This is a genomic window from Labrenzia sp. 5N, from assembly GCF_012395805.1.
GTDB lineage: Bacteria > Pseudomonadota > Alphaproteobacteria > Rhizobiales > Stappiaceae > Roseibium > Roseibium algicola.
On sequence record NZ_JAAZTM010000020.1, the window covers coordinates 1,080,473 to 1,101,369 of the forward strand.

The window sequence follows — 20,897 nt, forward strand, 5'->3', positions numbered from 1 at the left end:
GACTTGAAGAATCCGGTTGAACAGGGAACGGCGACAGGCCGCTACCGGCATGTCTTTTGAGCCTTCCGAGAGCGTAACCGACGCACGAGAGGGCCTGTTGACGAGCCAACTGCTGGGCAGTGTGGCGGCGTTGTTGCGCTTCTGTCTTGTAACGGCCGGAACGTTCCTTGGCCTGCTTGCAATCACGTTTTTCATCGGCCGCGTGGTGCCGATCGATCCGGTTCTGGCAGTAGTCGGCGACAGGGCCTCGAACGAAGTCTATGAAGCTGCCCGTCAGGCGATGGGGCTGGACAGGCCACTGGTCATCCAGTTTTTCTCCTACGTGGGCGACGTTTTCACCGGCAATCTCGGCATGTCGATTTCCACCGGTCGGCCGGTCGCTGAAGACCTGGGGCGGTTCTTCCCCGCCACCTTGGAAATGGCCACGATCGGCATCCTGATCGGCGTGCTGCTCGGCGTACCTATGGGCGTATTGGCCGCCACCCGCCAGGGAACCTGGATCGATCAATTGATCCGCGTCCTCGGCCTTCTCGGCTATTCCGTCCCCGCGTTCTGGCTTGGCCTGGTTGGTCTTGCGGTCTTCTATGCAGGCCTCGGCTGGGTTGCCGGCCCGGGCCGTATCGACATCTTCTACGACGGCATTGTTGATCCCGTAACCGGGCTTTACCTGATCGACAGTGTGGTCGCAGGCGAATGGGACATCTTCTGGAACGCGCTCGATCACCTCATGCTGCCGGCATCGATCCTCGGTTTCTTCAGCCTTGCCTACATCGCCCGCATGACCCGGTCGTTCATGCTGGACCAGCTTGGGCACGAGTATGTGACGACCGCGCGGGTGAAAGGTGTGCCCGAGCGCCGTGTCATCTGGCGCCACGCGTTCTACCCGATCCGCATCCAGCTGATCACCGTGATCGGCCTGTCCTATGCCGCTCTTCTGGAAGGCTCCGTGATGATCGAGACCGTGTTCTCCTGGCCCGGTATCGGAAACTACCTGACCAGTGCCCTTCTCAATGCCGACATGAACGCCGTGCTGGGCGCGACGCTCGTCATCGGTGCCGTGTTCATCCTCATCAACAAGATTTCCGATGTGCTCTACCGCATTCTCGATCCGAGGGCCCGCAAATGATCGACTGGCTTCTCGACGATAGCCCCACCTCGCGCCTGCAGGCCAATCTAGGCCGCGCCTGGCGTGTCTTTGCAGCACTCCTGCGCAATCCGCTTGCCGTGGTGGGCGGCTTCATCATTCTGGTCCTGATCGTGATGGCGATCTTCGCTCCGCTGATCGCCCCTTACTCTCCCATCGGCCAGGATCTCGCAAACCGCCTGATGCCGCCGTCCGCGGCCCACTGGATGGGCACCGACGAGCTTGGCCGGGACATCTACTCCCGCGTTGTCTACGGTGCGCGCATCACACTGATGATCGTTACCATGGTGGCCGTCATCGCCGCTCCAATCGGCCTCATCGTCGGTGCGGTCTCCGGATATTTCGGCGGCTGGACCGATCGGGTGCTGATGGGCGTGACGGATATCTTCCTGTCCATGCCGAAGCTGATCCTCGCGCTTGCCTTTGTGGCAGCCCTCGGACCCGGCATCGAGAACGCCATCATCGCCATTGCGATCACCGCCTGGCCCGCCTATGCGCGTATCGCCCGTGCGGAAACGATTACCTTCCGCGATGCAGAGTTCATCGCGGCGGTGCGCCTGCAAGGTGCGTCTTCCGCCCGCGTTATCCTCCGTCACGTTCTGCCGCTTTGCGCTTCTTCCACGATCATTCGCGTGACGCTGGATATGGCCGGCATCATCCTGACGGCCGCCGGTCTCGGCTTTCTCGGTCTCGGCGCTCAGCCGCCTCTGCCGGAATGGGGGGCGATGATCTCGCGCGGACGGAATTTCATTCTCGACCAGTGGTGGGTCGCCACCATGCCGGGTTTTGCCATCATCCTGGTGAGCCTCGGTTTCTGTTTCCTCGGTGACGGCCTGCGCGACGTGCTCGATCCCAAGCAGGGAGACAAACAATGAGCGCCCCGCTTCTGGAGGTTGACGGCCTCACCGTCACCTTCCCGACGGCCCGTGGCCCGGTCGATGTCGTCAAGGGCATTTCGTTCACGCTTGGGCGGGAACGGCTCGGAATTGTCGGCGAATCCGGCTCCGGCAAATCCATGACCGGCCGGTCGATCCTGCGCCTGATCCGGAAACCCGGAAAGGTCACCGCCCGGCGCATGACCTTCGACGGCATGGACCTCCTCAGCCGAAGTGAACGCCAGATGCGCGATCTGCGCGGCGCCCGCATTTCCATGGTCATGCAGGACCCCAAATTCTCGCTCAACCCGGTGATGACCGTAGGCGAGCAGATTGCCGAAGCCCTCGTCACCCACAAGAAGCTGCCACGCCGGGAGCTGAAGGAACGGGTGCTTGCCATGCTGGAAGCTGTGCGCATCAACGATCCGGCACGGGTTGCGGGTCTTTATCCGCACGAGGTTTCCGGCGGCATGGGCCAGCGTATCATGATCGCCATGATGCTGATCCCGGAACCTGATCTCCTGATCGCAGATGAACCAACCTCCGCGCTTGATGTTTCCGTGCAGGCACAGGTCCTGGACATTATCGACGATCTGGTCACCGGCAAGGGCATGGGTCTGATCCTGATCAGTCATGACCTCAACCTGGTGTCCCGCTACTGCGACCGCATCCTGGTGATGAATAGCGGCGAGATCGTCGAGCAGTGCAAGGCGAGCGATCTGCACAACGCGCAGCATCCCTACACCCGTGGCCTGATTGCCGCGATGCCGCGCATGAATGAAGACCGTGATGAGCTGCCCGTTCTCGACCGCAGTACCTGGACCACGGGAGCCGGAACATGACCGACGCCGCCATCCATCTTGAAAACCTCACCATCAGCTATGGCGACACGGCTGTGGTTCACGACGTCACCTTCGATGTTGCTGAAGGGGAAAGTTTTGCGCTGGTCGGGGAATCCGGCTCAGGCAAATCGACAATCCTGAAGGCAATCTCCGGACTGGCCCCGGACTGGACCGGCACCATTGCCGTTGAAGGAAAACCTCGCGGACATTCACCGGACAGGACCTTTGCCGAAACCTGCCAGATGGTGTTTCAGGACCCTTACGGCTCGCTTCATCCACGCAAGACCATCGATACCTGCCTTGCAGAGCCGCTCGCCATTCATGGTATTGGCGGTCGGGACGGCCGTGTGAAAGACATGCTTGCCGCCGTCGGTCTGGACCAGCGATTCCGCTTCCGCTTTCCGCACCAGCTTTCCGGTGGTCAGCGCCAGAGGGTCGCGATCGCCCGCGCGTTGATGCTGGAACCGCGCGTTCTACTACTGGACGAGCCAACGTCCGCACTGGACGTTTCGGTCCAGGCGGAAATCCTGAACCTTCTGAAAAAGCTGCGACGGGAACAGGGGCTGACCTATCTGATGGTCACGCATAACCTTCCGGTTGTCTCCTTCCTGTGCGACCGCCTGGCTGTCATGCGCTATGGCCGCGTGGTGGAAATTGCCGGTGTCGACGCTCTCAAGTCGGGTCAGCTCTCAGATCCTTATTCCCGCGAACTCTATGCCGCCAGTGGCGGCATCTTGCACCCTGCCTAACGTCAACCAGAATTGCTCGAGATTTCGATACATGACCGATTTCACCGGCCCTTTGGCCACGTTTGACCATGCCCTTTCCACCGCGACCACACCGGATGCGCCTTTTGATGCCCTTCTGAAGCTGACGCAGGAAACCATTGGCGTGAAACTGTTCACCTTCATGACAGCCGACATGAAAACCGAGCTGGCGCAGCGCTCCTACACTTCGCATCCGGAAGACTACCCGGTCTCCGGTACCAAACCGATCACTTATGACCGCTGGTTTGAAACGGTACACAAGGACCGAAAAAGCTTTGTCGCAAACACGCTTGCGGATATTGCGACAGTCTTTCCCGATTACGAGCTGATTGGCCGGCTTGGCTGCGGCTCGGTCATCAACCTGCCCGTTGTTCTCGGCGATACGCTGGTTGGTACCGTCAACATGCTTCATGAAGAGCATCACTACACGCCGGAACGCGTCGCTCAGGCGCAGGCCTGGCTTTCGGTTCCGGCCAAGGCCGCCTATCTGGCAAGCCGCTCACTGTCGACCGCCCTCTAGGACGGAATAGCACACGCAGTCTCTCATAACCCCGCCGTTCTGGCGGGGTTTGTTTTTACCTGACCTGTCAGTCCTCCCTCACGGTATCGACAGAAGGAGCTACATCGATCGTTTCCGTGGCAAGATCCACAAGCCAGGCAATGCGTGTCTGGTATCTGACGACCACCTTGTAATCTTCTCCCAGAACTTCACGGGCGGCCTCTCTGAACGGATGTTCCTTCATCGCGGCTGGCAGAAAATCGTCGAGTGAGCCGATCTTGTACTGCGCGTCCGATGGCAGATCGAGAAGTACCCAGATTTCCGCAATCTTGGTGCGGGCGTGAACGTCGACCCTTATGATCTCGACAGGCGTGTCCCCCGCCCACTCCTTGGTGCGCTGTGCCAGAACGGCCTCTGTCCCGGTTTCGATGTAGCGCAGGTAGGTTGCCGCCAGAAGCTGGACCAGAACGACCGACAGGAAGGCAAGCGTGACCGTCATGCCGAGCGTGAACTTGACACCCCGATGCGCTTTGCGGAAGAGCCGCTCCCGTGGGCCCAGGATGATGTAGACCAGGCTTGCAGAGAAGATGATCGCCCCGAAATTGGTGGCAAAGAGCAATGTGGCCTCATAGGCCGCCTCCTGTTCACCGAAGTACAACAGGATCCCTGCTGCCGCGAGCGGCGGAACCAGGGACACGCCGATTGCCGCTCCAGGCAAAAGGCTGATTTCCGATTTCCTGATCTGCACGTAGGCACCGGCAATGCCCGCGGCGAGCGCAACGACCATGTCTTCCGCCCCGGGATTGCTCCGGCTGAGGACTTCATCCGGCAGCAGCAGCGTTGAAGGCGCATCCGCTATCCAGACAATCAGCCACGAGATCACGATGCTGCAGCCGGCGGCGATCCAGACAGTCAGCATCAGGACGAGCGCCCTGCCAACCCATCCCATCACGATCGATGAGGCGATGCCCAGGATGGGAGTCATAAGCGGGGCCACCAGCATGGCCGCAATCACGACAGCGCCCGAGTTTCGCAGCAGGCCCATCGTGGCGATGATCACGGCAAGCGACAGCAGCAAAGCGAACTTGCGCCAATAGGCAGCCTTGTTGGCGCCTTCGAACCTCAGAATTTCCTTGGTGGTGGAGAACTGACTGATGGACATGAAACAGCTGCTCCGGACGTTATATCGTCCGAGTATGCTTCACGTCGCAGCGTTCGTCATCTCAATTGCAACGGCTTGGTTCACAATCTTCGATAAGCACGAGATCAAATTCCAGGGGAACATGTCGTCCGCCAGAAATGGCGCAATCCAGTCAACATCTTACCGTCAGGCTGCAGCCTTTTTCGCGCGCTCGATCTTGCCGATGAACTCGGAAAGCCAGGCAATTTCCTTCAGGTAGACTTCCATGGAGAGCGAGGCAAGTTCCATGAGGAGGGCTTGCGGATTGGGGTTGTCCAAGCCTGTCTCCCGCAAGAAGGTCTGGTACTCGTCACTGAAAGCCTTTGGCACACGCATTTCGGCCTCACGCACTCACGGTTCTGCTGGTCTGTGCAAGCAGGCCTTCCAGCCTGCGTTTAGGAATTGTTAAGATTTCCGAACCTCTGCCGATATCGTCAGAAATGTCATTTCCTCACAATCCCCAAGAGCTGAAGGCCTGGCTTGGGATAACTCGCCCAAACACGTCAAAAATGGCCCATAGCTCCCGCTTTTCGCTTGCACTTGGCCAGCCAAATCTTCGACCCTGCCAAGAATCACAATTCTACCCCATCCAACCCGACCTCAAGAGCCCTTCATGAGCCCGTCCACAGACCTTTCCTTCGCGCCTTTGTCCGATGCCTTTGCACAAGACCCCTACCCGTTCTACGCCGCACTACGTGACCGCAAGGGTCTGACTTACTTCGAGGATTTCGATATCTGGCTGGCCGCGAAGTTCGATGATGTTTCGGAAATCGTGCAGAACGGCAAGATGGTGCGATCCATGGACCACATCGCGAGCGCGGAAGAAATCGCGGACTTGAAACGTGCCCAGAACTGGCACGACATGCCGCATCATTCCCGGTTCGTGCAGTTCTCTCTGCTGGACAGCGACGGGGACATTCACGACCGGCTGCGCAAGCAGGTGTTCAGACTGTTCACGCCGGTGATGGTCGGCAAGCTGCGCGATGACATACAGGCCTATGTCGACCGCCTTTTCGACAGTCTGTCAGACCGCACCGAAATCGACTTTATCGAAGATCTGGCCGCCCATGTTCCAGGTCACATCATCGGCCGCGTTCTCGGCGTTCCCGATGAAGACTGCCCGCAGCTGCGCATCTGGTCGGAAAACATTGTTCAGTACTTCGACATCGACCGGACGGATGAGCGCAAGGAACTGGCCGAACGCAACACGACCGAATTCTATCTCTATCTGCAAACGCTGAAGGCAGAGCGCGAACGCGCACCACAGGACGACCTTCTGTCGCTCATGATCGAAGCTGAACGGGCCGGCCAGATGAACGAGGACGAATTCATTTCGACCGCCATGCTGATCCTGATGGCCGGTCACGGTTCAACCATCGACGTTCTCGGCAGCGGCATGCATGCGCTGCTGAAGTTTCCGAAAGAGCTGCAGCGCCTGCGCGAAGATCCCACGCTGATGAAAACGGCCGTGCAGGAAATGTTTCGCTATGAATCACCCTTGCCGTTCTTCCACCGCTATTCCACCGAAAACATGACGGTATGCGGCGACGCGTATCCGCGCGGGACGAAGTTCGGCGTCCTCTATGGAGCAGCCAACCGCGACCCGGCCCAATTTCCCGACGCTGACCGCTTCGATGTTGGCAGAACGCCGAATTGGCACATTGCCTTTGGCCGGGGCGCACATTTCTGCCTCGGCAACCATCTTGCACGTCTGGATATGGACATCATCTTTTCAACACTGCTGAAAAGGTTCAGCACGATTGAGCTGATTGATGACAACGTCACCTACAAGCGTGGCCTGTCCGTGAGAGGCCCGGAAGCACTCAGACTTGCCTGGCAACCTGCCTAGTTGCAGCTATTGCACTTGCTCCCGGCATGCGTGCCGCTAATTATTGCCCTTCTTGCCACGAAAGCCATTGGATACCTCATGCACCTCAAACAAGTTGTTCTTTGCCTGACCGGGCTGTGTGCCGTCTTGCCTGCACAAGCAGGCACTGTCGAGCTTGGGCCCCGCCCCGCCTACCTTGTGTCCCAGATGGCTGACGGCCCGCTGAAGGAGACCTTGGAAGCCTGCATCGGCAAGCCGGCAAAACGCACCCTGTTTTCCATCAGCCATCGTGGGGCCCCATTGCAGTTTCCAGAACACACGGAGGAAGGCTACCGGGCTGCGGCACTCATGGGAGCGGGCATCCTGGAATGCGACGTCACTTTTACCAAGGACAAGGAACTGGTGTGCCGGCATTCCCAGAACGATCTGCACACGACCACGAACATTCTAACCACCGATCTCGCCGACAAATGCACCACGGGCTTCACTCCGGCCTCGGGTGAGACGCCAGCCGCGGCCGAATGCCGGACGAGTGATCTGACCCTGGCTGAGTTCTCGTCTTTGCAGGGCAAGATGGACAGCGCAGACAAAACGGCCACAACGCCTGAAGCTTACCAGAATGGGACCGCTCCCTGGCGCACGGATCTCTACGCGGGCACGGGAACGCTGCTGACCCACGATGCCTCGATCCGCCTCTTCAAGGACCTCGGCGTGAAATTCACTCCGGAGTTGAAGGCCCCTGAAGTCGAGATGCCATTTGATGGCTTTACCCAGGCCGACTACGCCCAGAAACTGATTGACGAATACAAGGCGGCAGGCATTCCGGCAGAAGACGTCTACCCGCAATCCTTCAACCTTGATGACGTGCTCTACTGGATCGAAAACGAACCGGACTTCGGCAAGCAGGCAGTCTTCCTTGAAAGCCGCCGCGATGTCGATCCCATGGATCCGGAAACATTCTCCCCTTCCATGGCCGAACTGAAGGCCATGGGCGTCAACTACCTCGCGCCGCCGCTGTTTGTCCTTCTTGCTGAGGAAGACGGCAAGATCGTTCCCTCGGCTTATGCGATTGCAGCAAAGGAAGCCGGTATCGAGCTGATTGCCTGGACGCTTGAAAGGTCGGGACCGCTGTCGTCCGGCGGCGGCTGGTACTATCAGACCGTCAACGATGCCATCGATGGCGACGGCAAGCTTTATGAGGTTGTGGATGTTCTGGCGCGCCAGGTTGGCGTCAAGGGCATCTTTTCGGACTGGCCGGCAACCACGAGCTTTTATGCGTCCTGCCTCGGACTGGAGTGACGTGCAGGAGCCGGCTTTGGCAACCAAGGTGAGAGGCGATAAGGCCTTTTTCACCAAAGTTGCCTAACCTCCCGCATCATTCCGCAAATCAGGTGTGGTCTTACCGTTGAAAACGCATCCGCTTCCAAGCGTCGATTCCCAGATCCTCTACAAGCGCTATCAGCCGCTTGACGGAGACGCGATCATGGCTGTCATTGTAGCTGTCGCGGAAAAGGTGGGCGTTCCGCGCAGCGCCTGCCAGCTGTTGAATACGTCCGACGAGATCAACAAGCGTTTTCTGTGCGGCAAGTTCCATGTTCTTGTCACACAGTCAGGCCTCTTCGAATACACGCCACTGATAGATGCTGCGCTTGAAACGATCTATGCCCGGACCGCTTTTCCGGAAGCGGCCGACCTTTTGAACGAGATTGCGGCCTGCACGCAGATTTCGGTCCGAAAAAGCCTCATCCCCACGGATTCGCTGCCAGAAAACCTGAAGACACTTTCCGGAGTGGAAAGTCTCGCTTTCTGCGAGGCTGCAGAAACCTTGCAAGCCATGGAGATCGCAAGGTTGATCACGGCGATCATCGTGGAAAGATCCCGGCCGGACGCCGTCTTTTGGGCTCCAAGCAGCTTCCTGCTGAAGCCGGATGCCTTTTCGGCGCTGGCTCGCGCCTCAAACCACGACGACCTGTACCTCTTGCCCAATCCTTACGGACAACAGGATCCCGAAACCGGCGAGCAATTGATCGGCATGATGGGGGTCGGCTCCCAGTGGCTAACCGGGTACAGGGTGGAGGTTCTGCCCTGCAGGTTGCCGCCAGAGTACCTTGCCGAGATCCTCGTCGCGTTTTCAAAGTTCACGAACAAGAGTAGTCGCCTGATCGATGATGGAGACGTTTTTGGCCGTGAGGAAAACGAAAAGATCCAGGTGATCTACCATGAGGAAGACGATGACGGGTTGGGTACGATTGAACTCAAGGTCGTCCACAATCCCAAATTCGGTATCCTCCGTGAAGATGTGCCGACAAAATACGTTCGCTACGATGAAGACCTGAATGAAACCGGGAGCTATATGGACGGGAACGAGGACGCAGAACTGGATCCGCACGACCCCGTGGACGCAGCCATCCTGGAACGTTTACAGGAGCTGAAAGAAGAGCCTTCCTCTCAAGAGCTTCCAGACGTTCGGAGCGAAGAGGATTTCGAGCAGGAGATGTCGGCACTGGACCGGCCAGACCAGCCAGTTAAACCAGATTATCCTGAAACTGCTAAACCCGTTTCACCGCCAACTGCATCGCAAGTCCATCAGACGATCGCCACCGCAGCCGGGCAGCTGGATGACACCCGCATTGCTGGAAAGACTTCCCCGTCATCAAAAAGGATGTCGGTTGCCGAATTGCGAGACTTCGTCAAGCAGGCTCAGGTTTCGAACGAAACTTCGGAAAAGGCCGGCAAAAAGCCTGGCTTCCTGGCGAAACTTTTCAAACGCAAGGCAGACCAGTAAGGCCAGTTATGAAGGTCAGCGCGCCTGATCCAGCGTTCGCTTGCATTCCAACAACTCGAAGAGGGTTGCCTGCAGGCGGCGGATATCCTCCTTCGTCACGGACGAATGGGATCCCGCACCTTGAGCCGGTTTCTCGCCGCGCAGGCGACCAAGAATACTGAAATGTCCATGACCCTGGGCTGGTGCCGGTTCCGGTGCATTGTCCGCCAGAACGCCACTTGGCAACGGGCCGTTATGGATTTCATGCTGGCCATTCTGGGAAATCATCGCAGGGGCAGGCGCAGGTTCCGCCTGTGCCGGTTCTGCAGTGGCGACGGCCTGCAGGGCCGACATGTCTTCATGCCGGATCTGCATGACGAAGCGTGGCCCCTGCTCTTTCAGGATCCGCTGTACACCCTTGATCGTGTAGCCTTCACCGTAGAGCAGATGACGGATGCCCTTCAGAAGCTCTACATCGTCCGGCCGGTAGTACCGGCGACCTCCCCCACGCTTCAGCGGCTTGATCTGCGAGAAGCGTGTTTCCCAGAACCGCAGCACGTGCTGCGGCAGGTCAAGATCTTCTGCGACTTCGCTGATAGTACGAAAGGCGTCGGGGCTTTTTTCCTGCGAGCTCATCCGGTCTTAAAATTTTCTGGCTATTTGCTGGCCTGTCCTGTCAGCGCATCATTGATCCGCTGTTTCAATACGTTAGACGGTTTGAACACCATCACCCGGCGCGGTGAAATAGGTACTTCCTCGCCGGTCTTCGGATTGCGGCCGATGCGCTCCCCCTTGGAGCGGACCACGAAAGACCCGAAGCTTGATAATTTTACTGATTCTCCGGTCACAAGACAGTCGGAAATTTCAGAAAGTACGCGTTCGACCAATTCAGAAGACTCGGTCCGGGACAGACCAACTTTCTGATAAACGGCCTCACACAGATCAGCGCGGGTAATAGTCCGATTGCCCATAACCCCTCCTCAACGACGCCATCATCTGGCTGATTTTGCACAAGAACTCCGATGCAAGGCCATACGGTACGGCCTTGCGGCGAGCCGGTCAACCGGAACTCTTGGTGGAAATCAGATTTGTCGTAGGAAGTTAGACAGGACTTACCAGCGCAGCAGAACGGAGCCCCAGGTGAATCCGCCGCCCATTGCTTCCAGCATCACGAGATCGTTCTTTTTGACACGTCCGTCCCTGACGGCCGTATCCAGCGCAAGCGGAATGGACGCGGCAGAGGTGTTGCCGTGATGCTGGACCGTGGTCACGACCTTCTCAGGTGCGATACCGAGTTTCTTGGCGCTGGCATCGATGATGCGCTTGTTGGCCTGATGCGGAATGAACCAGTCGAGATCTTCCGATGTGGTGCCCGTTGCCTTGTAGGCATCTTCAATCACGTCGGTGATCATGCCGACCGCATGCTTGTAGACTTCACGGCCTTCCATCCGGAGATGCCCAACGGTCCCGGTCGAGGACGGTCCACCGTCGACGAAGAGCTTTTCCTTGTGTCGGCCGTCGGAGCGAAGGTGCGATGTAAGGACACCCCGGTCGGCCGTCGTGCCTTCGCCTTCCGCTGCTTCCACCACGACAGCACCAGCGCCGTCGCCGAAGAGAACGCAGGTCGTCCGGTCGGTCCAGTCCAGAATGCGTGAGAACGTCTCTGCACCGATAACCAGGCAACGCTTCGCCAAGCCTGCCCGAATATAGGCATCGGCCGTCGTAAGGGCATAGACAAAGCCCGAGCAAACGGCGTGCACATCGAATGCGGCACCGTGATAGATGCCCAGGTTGGCCTGGACGGTGACAGCCGTTGCCGGAAAGGTGTTGTCCGGTGTGGCGGTTGCTAGAATGATTGTGTCGATCTCCTGAGCATCCCGGCCGGCGCTTTGCAGCGCCCGCTTGGCAGCTTCCAGAGCAAGATCCGAGGTCATCTGGCCTTCGGCAGCAACATGGCGCTGCTGGATGCCGGTGCGCTGAACGATCCATTCGTCAGACGTGTCGACCATCTTGGAGAGATCGTCGTTGGTCAGGATTTTTTCCGGCAGGAAACTTCCGCAGCCGGTTACGGTCGAACGGATTACGCTCACAAATCACCTTCCGATGTCGGCGCGGCTTCAGCGAAGCGGCCACGATGATAATGCACAAGATCCTGGGCGATCTTGTGTGTCAGTTCGTTTTTGACCATGTCGTAGGCAAGGTCGACCGCCGAGGCATAACCCTCGGCATCCGTCCCGCCGTGACTTTTGATCACAATGCCATTCAGTCCCAGGAACACGCCGCCGTTGACCTTGCGCGGATCCATTTTCTCGCGCAGCAGATCAAAGGCGCCTTTGGCGAAGAGATAGCCGATTTTGGACATAAAGGTCCGATTCATGGCCGAACGCAAGTAACTGCCGATCTGCTTGGCTGTGCCTTCCGCGGTTTTGAGCGCGATGTTACCGGCAAAGCCTTCGGTCACGACGACATCGACAGTGCCTTTTCCAAGGTCGTCACCCTCGACGAAACCGGCGTAATGCAGCGAGCGCAGCGGCGTTTCGCGCAGAAGCCGGCCGGCGGTGCGAACCTCTTCCAGTCCCTTGACCTCTTCCACGCCGATGTTCAGCAGGCCGACGCTCGGCTTCTGGACACCGAACAGGGCCCGCGCCATGGCGCCACCGAGAATGGCGAAATCGATAAGCTGCTGTGCGTCGGCGCCAATCGTTGCACCGACATCAAGCACCACGGACTCGCCGCGCATGGTCGGCCAGATGGCCGCGATCGCCGGACGTTCGATATTGGCCATTGTCCGCAGGCAGAACTTGGACATGGCCATGAGCGCGCCCGTGTTGCCGGCAGAGACCGCAACGGATGCATCGCCTGTCTTTACCGCCTCGATGGACCGCCACATGGACGAGCGCCAGCGACCCTGACGCAGGGCCTGACTGGGCTTGGTGTCCATCGCAATGGAGACGTCGCAATGATGGAACGTCGAAGCATCGCGAACCCTTGGATACTTTTCCAGGAGTGGCAGCACGACCTTTTCATTGCCGAACAGCAGGAAACGGATGTCAGGATGGCGGACAAGCGCAATTTCCGCCCCGGGAATGACGACGTCAGCCCCATGATCGCCGCCCATGGCATCCAGAGAAATCGGAATAGTTTTCGCCATCTAGAAGGTCTTTTGACGTTTCGCTACCAAGAACAGCACCGAGTGGTGCTTCCAGACAAAGTCCTGCAGGTCCGGCAAGGGCCTAGAACGGGCGCGAACATAACGGTTTTGGCAAGACTGACAACCGTTTTCCTGATCGCGGAGAGTTCTGACGTTGAAAACCTGCATGAAGACCCAGTCCAAATCGTTCCGGCACCTGTGAATACAATGGATATCAGTTATCCGGCTGTTCCTTGAGTGCCTTCAAGGCGGCGAAGGGGGACGGTTTAGCCTCAGGCTCTTCATCGGCGCTGTCGTCGTCGCCATCGCCACCCTCGAACTCCACTCCCGGCTTGCGGGGGAACGGGTCGAGCGTAAGTGCAAGTTCCTCGCAGATCACGGCACCAAGGTCGAGAACACCGTCCAGAATGACATCGGGCGGGTCGAGCGTTTCCAGGTCGATTTCAATCTCGCCGTCCTCATTGAGATCGCTGACCTTGCGCGGCCGGCTGGACTGGGGCTCGAAGGTGCGATCGACATCGATCTTCAGCTGGCTTTCGAATGGTTCCAGTGAAACCACACAGGTCTGTTCCAGCGTTGCCGTCAGCGGACCGACCACGCGCAGTCCCGCCTTGCGATACGGTTTCAGAAGGAAATCCGCCTTGAGGTCGCGAATGCCATCGAGCTCATAGGTCTTGGCTATGGCCTTGAGCGCGGCTTCGTCCGGACTGACAGTGACGCGTTCGTCCTTGTCGACAACGCGGGCGGCGTTGAACTTGTACGAATAGGGGAAAGTTTCTTTTGTCATTTTTGTTTTTACCTTGGCACCTTTGTCGCGGTCTCTTGCACCGCCGGCTTGGCTCTCAGACCGGCAATGCCTTGAATTTTTCAGGGTCGGACCAGACGATGCTCCCGTTCATCAGTGCTTCCACCGTCTGCCCCTCGAGGCTTTCGGCAACTTCCAGCATATAGTACGCCAAACGCTTCTGTGCGACCGGCTCCGGTGCATCCGGATAGATGTTGCGGCCGAGCGCCTCTGCCAGCTCCTCAACGTTTTTTGTTTCAATCGCCGGAATATAGGCATCGGCACGACCATAAAAGGCTTCGCCCATGACTTTCACCTTCTTGGGCACGCGCGTGTCGCTGACACCCATTTCACGCAGCGATGCATCCATGTCCAGAAAGAACAGGTCAAAGACGTTCTGCGTAAACTCCGAGACCGACTTCCCCTCCCCGCGCATTCGGCGGAAATACAGCACTGCATGGGCCACGATCATGTCAAAACGGCCGTCGACACTATCGGGCACGTGAAAGTCGGTGTAAAAGACTGGCTGCCGTGCTTGAGCCACGATTTCACAATAGACCTTGTGCTCGGCATCGCGGGTCCGACGGCGGAACAGGCCAAACAGCATGGCATCTCCTTTTAAGTCAGGTGTTGCCTTGTGCCCTATCCCACGATAGTGACTTTGCCAAGCAACGAAATTCAAGAGCAGCCAGACCGGTCTGGCGAAACGGGAATTCTTAGATGAACTTCAAGGCAAGCGCCCTGATCCTTCCGCTTCTGGTCACCTTACCGCTCGGCGGCTGTTTTACCTCCACCTATACGCACGGGCACGTGATCACCAGCGACATGCTGAACCAGGTTCAGGTCGGCTCCAGCCGCGAACAGGTTGAGCTGGTCCTGGGAACCCCGTCGACAACGTCCAGCCTCAACGGCGATGCCTACTATTACATTTCGCAGAAAACCGCCACGACCGCCTTCATGGCTCCGGATATCGTCGAGCAGCGCGTCGTCGCGGTTTACTTCGATAAGGACGGCTACGTCCAGGACCTCGGCAACTACTCGCTTGAAGACGGCAAAATCGTCGACATCGTCACCCGCAAGACCCGTACGGGCGGTGCCGACTATGGCTTCCTGACGCAGATCCTGCGCGGTGCGACCAACCCGAGCCTTGGTCTCTGAGGCAAAAGTCTCAACCCTATGCAAAAAGCCCCGGCCATCGGCCGGGGCTTTCTTTTTCCGGGGCGTCAGTGCGCCAGGATCGCCAACAGCAGCAAGGCCACGATGTTGGTGATCTTGATCATCGGGTTCACGGCCGGACCGGCGGTATCCTTGTAGGGATCTCCAACCGTATCGCCTGTCACCGAGGCCTTGTGCGCCTCGCTGCCTTTCTGGTGGGTCACACCGTCCTTGTCGGTGAAACCGTCCTCGAAGGACTTCTTGGCGTTATCCCAGGCACCGCCACCGGCGGTCATGGAAATGGCCACGAAGAGCCCAGTCACGATCACGCCCAGCAGCATCGCACCAAGCGCTGCGAAGGCGTCGGCCGGAGTTGCCACGGCCTTGACCAGAAAGAACACCACGATGGGCGACAGCACCGGCAGCAGCGAGGGGATGATCATCTCCCGGATCGCCGCCTTTGTTAGCATGTCCACCGCACGGCCGTAATCCGGCCGTTCCGTGCCCTGCATGATGCCCGGCTTTTCCTTGAACTGGCGGCGGACTTCCTCCACCACCGCACCGGCAGCCCTGCCGACGGCGGTCATTGAAATGCCGCCGAAGAGATAGGGCAACAGACCGCCGAACAGGAGACCTGCAACCACATAGGGATTGGACAATGTGAACAGGGTGCCGACGTCGATGCCATAGAAGATCGACCCTTCCGCAGCATTGCTGGAGAAGAACTTCAGGTCTTCCGTATAGGCAGCAAAGAGCACCAGCGCACCTAGCCCTGCGGAGCCGATGGCATAGCCCTTGGTGACCGCCTTGGTGGTGTTCCCCACCGCATCGAGGGCGTCCGTCGTGGTACGCACTTCCGCCGGAAGATCCGCCATTTCGGCAATCCCCCCGGCGTTATCGGTCACCGGACCAAAGGCGTCGAGCGCTACCACCATGCCTGCGAGCGCCAGCATGGTCGTTACGGCAATCGCAATCCCGAAGAGGCCCGCGAAAGCGTAGGTGACCAGAATGCCCGCGATGATGATCAGCGCCGGCAGGGCCGTTGCTTCCAGTGACACGGCCAGACCCTGGATCACGTTGGTGCCATGACCGGTCACCGACGCCTGGGCGATGGATCTCACCGGACGATACTCCGTGCCGGTGTAATATTCGGTCACCCAGATGATCAGCCCGGTCACTACGAGACCTACGAGACCACAGACGAACAGATCGAACCCGGTAAAGGTCGTGCCGCCCGATGTAGTGAACTCGGTGCCGGCACCGATCCAGCCGAAGATGATGATCGCGAGGGCAACCGCGGACAGAACTGCCGTGGCAATGAAGCCCTTGTAGAGCGCCCCCATGATCGAGTTGTTGCTGCCGAGCTTGACGAAGAACGTGCCGATGATGGACGTCACCACGCAGCTAGCTCCGATCAGCAACGGCAGGTGCATCAGGTCGATGGCCTGGCTGCTCGTGAAGAAGATCGAGGCCAGAACCATCGTGGCAACGACCGTCACCGCGTAGGTTTCGAACAAATCGGCCGCCATGCCCGCACAGTCGCCGACATTGTCGCCGACGTTGTCGGCGATAGTCGCCGGGTTGCGTGGATCATCCTCCGGAATTCCGGCTTCAACCTTGCCGACCAGATCACCGCCGACGTCAGCCCCCTTGGTGAAGATACCGCCGCCGAGACGGGCGAAGATAGATATCAGGGAGGCACCGAAGCCGAGCGCGACCAGCGCGTCGATCACTGTACGGTCCGTCGGGTCGTACCCCATCATTCCGGTGAGGATGGCGAAATAGACTGCCACGCCAAGCAACGCGAGCCCGGCAACCAAAAGGCCGGTGACGGCACCGGCCTTGAACGCGATTTCCAGCCCTGCCCCGAGGCTTTGGCTGGCCGCCTGGGCGGTGCGCACATTGGCCCGGACGGAAACCATCATGCCGATGTAACCGGCAGCTCCCGAGAGGACGGCGCCGATGGCAAATCCGATTGCCGCGGTGCCGGAAAGCAATAGCCAGGCGAGCACGAAAACAACGGCCCCCACAATGGCAATAGTCGTATATTGACGATTGAGATAAGCGCTAGCCCCTTCCTGGATCGCCTCGGCGATCTCCTGCATGCGCGCGTTCCCTGCATCCGCTGCCATAACGGACTGGATGGCCCACGCCCCATAGGCAATGGACAAGAGGCCACAAATGATGACGACAAGCTCGATCATACTTCCTCCCAAAGCTGCGGCGGACTGATTTTCTTGTCGTTTTTTGCCGCCTGACGGCCCTTCACATCAATTCCTCGACGTGAGGGAGGGTAACGATAGCAGCAAAGCGGCGCGCCTCGTCAAGCTCTCACATTGTTTAATTCAAAACTTCCGTTACGGTATTGTTTGATGCAGCGCAGTAATTATGCTGCGCTGACGAAATGGAATTTCGAAGGTACTTTAAGCGGTTGTATCCGCTCTTCTTTCCGCAACTGCAAGCCAGATAAGCAAGCCGATGCAGAGCACCACAAACGGAAACACCAGAAGGGTGACCGTGTTCCAGCCGTAGACATTCAGCAAAGCACCGGACGAGAACGATGCGGCAGCAACAAAGCCGAACACCAGGAAATCGTTGACCGCCTGCACCAGGTTCCGTTCTTCGGGCCGGTAGGTATCCGTCAGCATGGCGGTGGCTCCGATGAAGCCGAAGTTCCAGCCAAGGCCGAGCAGGATCAGCGCGATCCAGAAGTTGGCAAGGTCGACCCCCATCAACGCGACCACGGAACATCCGGCCAGCAGCAGCAGGCCAATCGAGACGATCCGCTCCTTGCCGAAGCGACCGATGAGATTACCCGTGAAGAAACTCGGACCGAACATGGCAAGCACATGCCACTGAATGCCAAGCGTGGCGTCATTCTGCGACAGGCCGCAGCCGATCATGGCCAGCGGCGTGGCCGTCATCACCATGCTCATGAGTGCATAGGAGCAGATACCGCAGGCTGCCGCGACGATGAAACGGCGTTGCGACATGATCTGGCGCAGTGGACGTCCACCCGCCTGGGTATGGCTGTGCCGCTGCGGCTTTGGAATTCGGAGAAAAGCCACGAGGAAAAAGGCAATCAGGGACAAGCCCGCCTGCGCCAGATAGGTTCCGGCGAACAGGATTGGCGAGAACAGGTCCTTGGTGGCGATAACCGTTTGCGGACCAACCACCCCTGCCAGAACACCACCGGCAAGCACCCATGAGATGGCCTTCGGCTTAAAGGCGTCACTTGCCGTGTCTGCTGCAGCAAAGCGATATTGCTGCACGAATGCGCCTGCAAAACCGCTGATGCAGCACCCGAGGGCAAACATCAGAAACTCGTCCTGGAAAACCGCGAATGCCGCCAGCAGCCCGGCGATGGCCCCAAGCAAAGCTGCCCCCATGAAACCGGTCCTGCGGCCGTATCGGCGCATGATCATGCCGGCGGGAATGGTCCCGAAAGCTGTTCCCAGGACCATCGCCGACACGGGCAAGGTCGCCAGAGACTTGTCCGTATCCAGCATCGAATACCCGACCAGCGGCGCCGTTGCGATCACGATCGACGCCGAAGCCCCACCAATTGCCTGAGCCAGAGCCAATAGCAGCGCGTTTCGTTTTGCCAGACTGTCGTCGACAAAGCTATCGGGGGTCGTCACGGTCATTTGGATACTTTCAGGAAGGCAGAAGTTTGCATGGCACATAACACGCCAACAGCCGACCGCGAAAGACCAGAAGTTTCATTTGCAACTGGAGACCAGCCGAGAGCTGTAACGTGCGACACGTCACGGCCAAGCGGCAAGAAAGCGCAACACCATCGGAGGCGGGCATTCGGGCGATGGATCCGGCCTGGTAAAATTCCGGCACCTGCCCTTTGCGACAGCTAGAAGTGACTGAAGCCCGCAAAGCGACCGTAGTCGACAGGTTGCCCGGCTTCCTCAAGCCGAATTCGGCCCTCACCTGCCCGGGCATGACCGATTTGCGTGACGGCACAGCCGGCAAGATGAGCAACCCGGCAGAAGGTACCAGAAACGTCTTCCGGCACCGCCATCAGGATTTCGTAATCGTCGCCACCGTTCAGGCACCGGGCAAAGTCCTCTGGTGACTTGATCTTGAGATGGGCGAGCGCCTGTGAAAGCGGCACCTGATCCAGGTCAATCGTGAGGTCCAACGCCGAAGCGCTGGCCATATGCGCGCAGTCGGCAAACAGGCCATCTGACACGTCCATGGCAGCCGAAGCATAATCGGTCACTGCCCCGGCAAGCCTCGTGCGCGGCCTCGGCAGCAGGTAACGGTCGAGAATATGGGCTTCTTCGCTCTCTGTCAGATCATGATCGCGGCAGAAGTCGGGATTGAGGCGCGCCTGAAGACCGGCAGCGGCGTCGCCAATGGTTCCGGTAACAAACAGAAGATCGCCCGGCCGTGCCCCGGACCGCCGAACTGCGCTGCCGGTTTCAACCTCGCCTATTGCCGTAATCGACACCTGCAGACCATTGCCGGAACGAACCGTGTCACCGCCCAGAAGATGGAAATCATAGGCCGCTTGGTCAGCCGCCAGGCCGTTGCAGAACCGCTCAAGCCAGTCGACCGTCCAGTCGGACGGCAACGACAGGCCCATCAGATAGCCACGCGGACGTGCGCCCTTCGCCGCAAGGTCGGAGAGGTTGACCCTCAGTGCCTTGGCGGCTATCGCTTCCGGTGCATCTTCAGCAAAGAAATGTATATCGGCCGCCAGCACGTCCTTGGTCAGAACGAGGTCATGGCCTTCCCGTGGTGTCAGCACCGCGGCATCGTCGGTCAGACCGAGGCTGCCCGGGTCTTTTGCCAAAGGGGCAAAGAAACGCCGGATCAGCTCGAATTCGCCTGGCCGGTCAGCGCCCATGATCAGGAGGCGCCGTCCGTTTTCTTTTCCTCGAGTTCGCCGCTGCGCAGTTCATGCGCAAGACGGTCGAGCACGCCGTTGACAAGGCCGGGCTCATCATCATCGAAGAAGGCCTTGGTGACGTCGATATACTCGGAAATGATCACCTTGGCCGGAACATCCTTGCGGCGCAGCAGCTCATAGGAGCCGGAGCGGAGGATAGCCCGCAGCAGGCTGTCGATACGCTTCAGGGGCCAGTCTTCGGCCAACGCAGTGTGAATGTAGGGATCCAGAAACTTCTGGTCCTCCACAACGCCGGCAAGGATCTGCTTGAACCATTGTTCGTCGGCTTCGCGGTACTGCGCACCGTCGATTTCCTTGCCGAGGCGAAAGGCAGTGAATTCGCTGACGACACTGGTCAGCGGCGCACCGCCGACGTCCATCTGATAAAGGGCCTGAACAGCAGCAAGGCGAGCCACGCCGCGTTTGTTTGCAGGGCGCACAGTTTTTCCAGCCGGTTTTTCCGGGTCGGCCTTTCCGGTCATTCTTCTTATACTCCAAGCCGCTCGCGCAGGGCGATCATGTCGAGGGCAGCACGGGCAGCCGCGCCGCCTTTGTCCTTGTCGTCCACCTTCGCGCGGGCCCATGCCTGCTCACCGTTTTCAACGGTCAGGATACCATTTCCGACAGCCAGATCCGCATCGACGATCAAATCCATGATCACCCGGTTCGATTCATTGGCAACAATATCGTAATGGGTGGTCTCGCCGCGAATGACGACACCCAGCAGAACGAAGCCGTCGTAAAGCTCGCCGTCGTTTTCCATTGCCGTCAGAGCCATGGACAGGGCAGCCGGAATTTCCAGGACACCCGGAACAGCGATCCGGTCATAGCTTGCGCCGGCAGCCTCAATGGTCTTGATCGCGCCTTCTGCGAGAGCATCGGCCAGATCTTCGTAGAAACGGGCTTCGATGATCAGAAGTTTCGGTGCAGCGCTCATGGGTTTTCGTTCCTATGTAAGGCCGCGACAGGAACCACGTCTGCCCCGGTTTGTCCAGTCTCATT

At 58.8% G+C, this 20,897-nt stretch carries 22 protein-coding genes; 9 read left to right on the top strand and 13 right to left on the bottom strand.

The features are described from left to right. Positions 1-49: 49 nt before the first annotated feature. Genes HEP89_RS25395 through HEP89_RS25415 form a run of 5 tightly spaced genes read left to right on the top strand, consistent with a single transcriptional unit; the run spans position 50 to position 4,148 of the window. Positions 50-1,126, top strand: coding sequence for an ABC transporter permease (locus tag HEP89_RS25395; protein WP_055653475.1), 1,077 nt, complete (start codon positions 50-52; stop codon positions 1,124-1,126). Next, the gene (locus HEP89_RS25400) at positions 1,123-2,019 is read left to right on the top strand and encodes an ABC transporter permease (protein ID WP_168693326.1); all 897 of its coding nucleotides are present in this window, start codon (positions 1,123-1,125) and stop codon (positions 2,017-2,019) included. Before HEP89_RS25395 ends, HEP89_RS25400 begins: the two co-directional genes overlap by 4 nt. Then, complete coding sequence (locus HEP89_RS25405; RefSeq protein ID WP_075281480.1) at positions 2,016-2,861, top strand: ABC transporter ATP-binding protein; 846 nt, start codon at positions 2,016-2,018, stop codon at positions 2,859-2,861. The genes HEP89_RS25400 and HEP89_RS25405 overlap by 4 nt, the downstream gene beginning before the upstream one ends. Continuing rightward, positions 2,858-3,610: an ABC transporter ATP-binding protein gene (locus HEP89_RS25410; RefSeq protein ID WP_023003827.1), complete on the top strand. Its 753-nt coding sequence runs from the start codon at positions 2,858-2,860 to the stop codon at positions 3,608-3,610. The genes HEP89_RS25405 and HEP89_RS25410 overlap by 4 nt, the downstream gene beginning before the upstream one ends. Positions 3,611-3,641: 31 nt before the next feature. Further along, entirely contained in the window at positions 3,642-4,148 is a 507-nt protein-coding gene (locus tag HEP89_RS25415) for a GAF domain-containing protein (protein WP_168693327.1), read from the top strand. A 67-nt stretch (positions 4,149-4,215) separates the two neighbouring features. Here the strand turns inward: HEP89_RS25415 and HEP89_RS25420 are convergent, their stop codons facing one another. Together HEP89_RS25420 and HEP89_RS25425 are read right to left on the bottom strand one after the other, a co-directional pair. Next, positions 4,216-5,289, bottom strand: a complete 1,074-nt coding sequence (locus HEP89_RS25420; RefSeq protein WP_168693328.1) for a DUF389 domain-containing protein — start codon at positions 5,287-5,289, stop codon at positions 4,216-4,218. Between the two features lie 165 nt (positions 5,290-5,454). After that, positions 5,455-5,643, bottom strand: coding sequence for a hypothetical protein (locus HEP89_RS25425; protein ID WP_031270652.1), 189 nt, complete (start codon positions 5,641-5,643; stop codon positions 5,455-5,457). A 277-nt stretch (positions 5,644-5,920) separates the two neighbouring features. On the opposite strand from HEP89_RS25425, the gene HEP89_RS25430 reads away from it, so the two are divergent. The 3 genes from HEP89_RS25430 to HEP89_RS25440 all read left to right on the top strand — a co-directional run bounded on the left by HEP89_RS25430 (position 5,921) and on the right by HEP89_RS25440 (position 9,920). Further along, a complete protein-coding gene (locus HEP89_RS25430; RefSeq protein WP_168693329.1) occupies positions 5,921-7,156 on the top strand; it encodes a cytochrome P450 in 1,236 nt (411 codons plus the stop codon). A 78-nt stretch (positions 7,157-7,234) separates the two neighbouring features. Beyond that, positions 7,235-8,434 carry a glycerophosphodiester phosphodiesterase family protein gene (locus HEP89_RS25435; protein ID WP_168693330.1) on the top strand — a complete coding sequence of 400 codons (1,200 nt, stop codon included), beginning with the start codon at positions 7,235-7,237 and terminating at the stop codon, positions 8,432-8,434. Positions 8,435-8,540: 106 nt separating this feature from the next. Further along, positions 8,541-9,920 (top strand): hypothetical protein, encoded by a 1,380-nt coding sequence (locus HEP89_RS25440; protein WP_168693331.1) that lies wholly within the window; start codon positions 8,541-8,543, stop codon positions 9,918-9,920. A gap of 15 nt (positions 9,921-9,935) precedes the next feature. Here the strand turns inward: HEP89_RS25440 and HEP89_RS25445 are convergent, their stop codons facing one another. The 6 genes from HEP89_RS25445 to HEP89_RS25470 all read right to left on the bottom strand — a co-directional run bounded on the left by HEP89_RS25445 (position 9,936) and on the right by HEP89_RS25470 (position 14,441). Then, entirely contained in the window at positions 9,936-10,535 is a 600-nt protein-coding gene (locus tag HEP89_RS25445) for a MerR family transcriptional regulator (protein ID WP_168693332.1), read from the bottom strand. 20 nt (positions 10,536-10,555) lie between these two features. Then, positions 10,556-10,870, bottom strand: coding sequence for an integration host factor subunit alpha (locus tag HEP89_RS25450; RefSeq protein ID WP_023003819.1), 315 nt, complete (start codon positions 10,868-10,870; stop codon positions 10,556-10,558). A 141-nt stretch (positions 10,871-11,011) separates the two neighbouring features. Further along, entirely contained in the window at positions 11,012-11,989 is a 978-nt protein-coding gene (locus tag HEP89_RS25455; protein ID WP_062489136.1) for a beta-ketoacyl-ACP synthase III, read from the bottom strand. After that, on the bottom strand, positions 11,986-13,050 hold the full coding sequence (plsX, locus tag HEP89_RS25460; RefSeq protein ID WP_062489137.1) for a phosphate acyltransferase PlsX: 1,065 nt from the start codon (positions 13,048-13,050) through the stop codon (positions 11,986-11,988). Before plsX ends, HEP89_RS25455 begins: the two co-directional genes overlap by 4 nt. A gap of 214 nt (positions 13,051-13,264) precedes the next feature. After that, a complete protein-coding gene (locus HEP89_RS25465) occupies positions 13,265-13,837 on the bottom strand; it encodes a DUF177 domain-containing protein (RefSeq protein ID WP_077290260.1) in 573 nt (190 codons plus the stop codon). A gap of 55 nt (positions 13,838-13,892) precedes the next feature. Then, positions 13,893-14,441: a ubiquinol-cytochrome C chaperone family protein gene (locus tag HEP89_RS25470; protein WP_077290261.1), complete on the bottom strand. Its 549-nt coding sequence runs from the start codon at positions 14,439-14,441 to the stop codon at positions 13,893-13,895. Positions 14,442-14,554: 113 nt separating this feature from the next. Between HEP89_RS25470 and bamE the strand changes: the two genes are divergently transcribed. Next, entirely contained in the window at positions 14,555-14,992 is a 438-nt protein-coding gene (gene bamE / locus HEP89_RS25475) for an outer membrane protein assembly factor BamE (protein WP_006931570.1), read from the top strand. A gap of 65 nt (positions 14,993-15,057) precedes the next feature. Here the strand turns inward: bamE and HEP89_RS25480 are convergent, their stop codons facing one another. The 5 genes from HEP89_RS25480 to ribH form a co-directional block, all read right to left on the bottom strand. After that, on the bottom strand, positions 15,058-17,193 hold the full coding sequence (locus HEP89_RS25480) for a sodium-translocating pyrophosphatase (protein ID WP_023003813.1): 2,136 nt from the start codon (positions 17,191-17,193) through the stop codon (positions 15,058-15,060). A 219-nt stretch (positions 17,194-17,412) separates the two neighbouring features. Further along, positions 17,413-18,636, bottom strand: coding sequence for an MFS transporter (locus HEP89_RS25485; RefSeq protein WP_031270647.1), 1,224 nt, complete (start codon positions 18,634-18,636; stop codon positions 17,413-17,415). Positions 18,637-18,854: 218 nt separating this feature from the next. Next, the gene (gene thiL / locus HEP89_RS25490) at positions 18,855-19,853 is read right to left on the bottom strand and encodes a thiamine-phosphate kinase (RefSeq protein ID WP_077290262.1); all 999 of its coding nucleotides are present in this window, start codon (positions 19,851-19,853) and stop codon (positions 18,855-18,857) included. A 2-nt stretch (positions 19,854-19,855) separates the two neighbouring features. Continuing rightward, positions 19,856-20,377, bottom strand: coding sequence for a transcription antitermination factor NusB (gene nusB, locus HEP89_RS25495; protein ID WP_023003810.1), 522 nt, complete (start codon positions 20,375-20,377; stop codon positions 19,856-19,858). A 5-nt stretch (positions 20,378-20,382) separates the two neighbouring features. Beyond that, positions 20,383-20,832, bottom strand: coding sequence for a 6,7-dimethyl-8-ribityllumazine synthase (gene ribH, locus HEP89_RS25500; protein ID WP_023003809.1), 450 nt, complete (start codon positions 20,830-20,832; stop codon positions 20,383-20,385). Between the last annotated feature and the right edge of the window lie 65 nt (positions 20,833-20,897).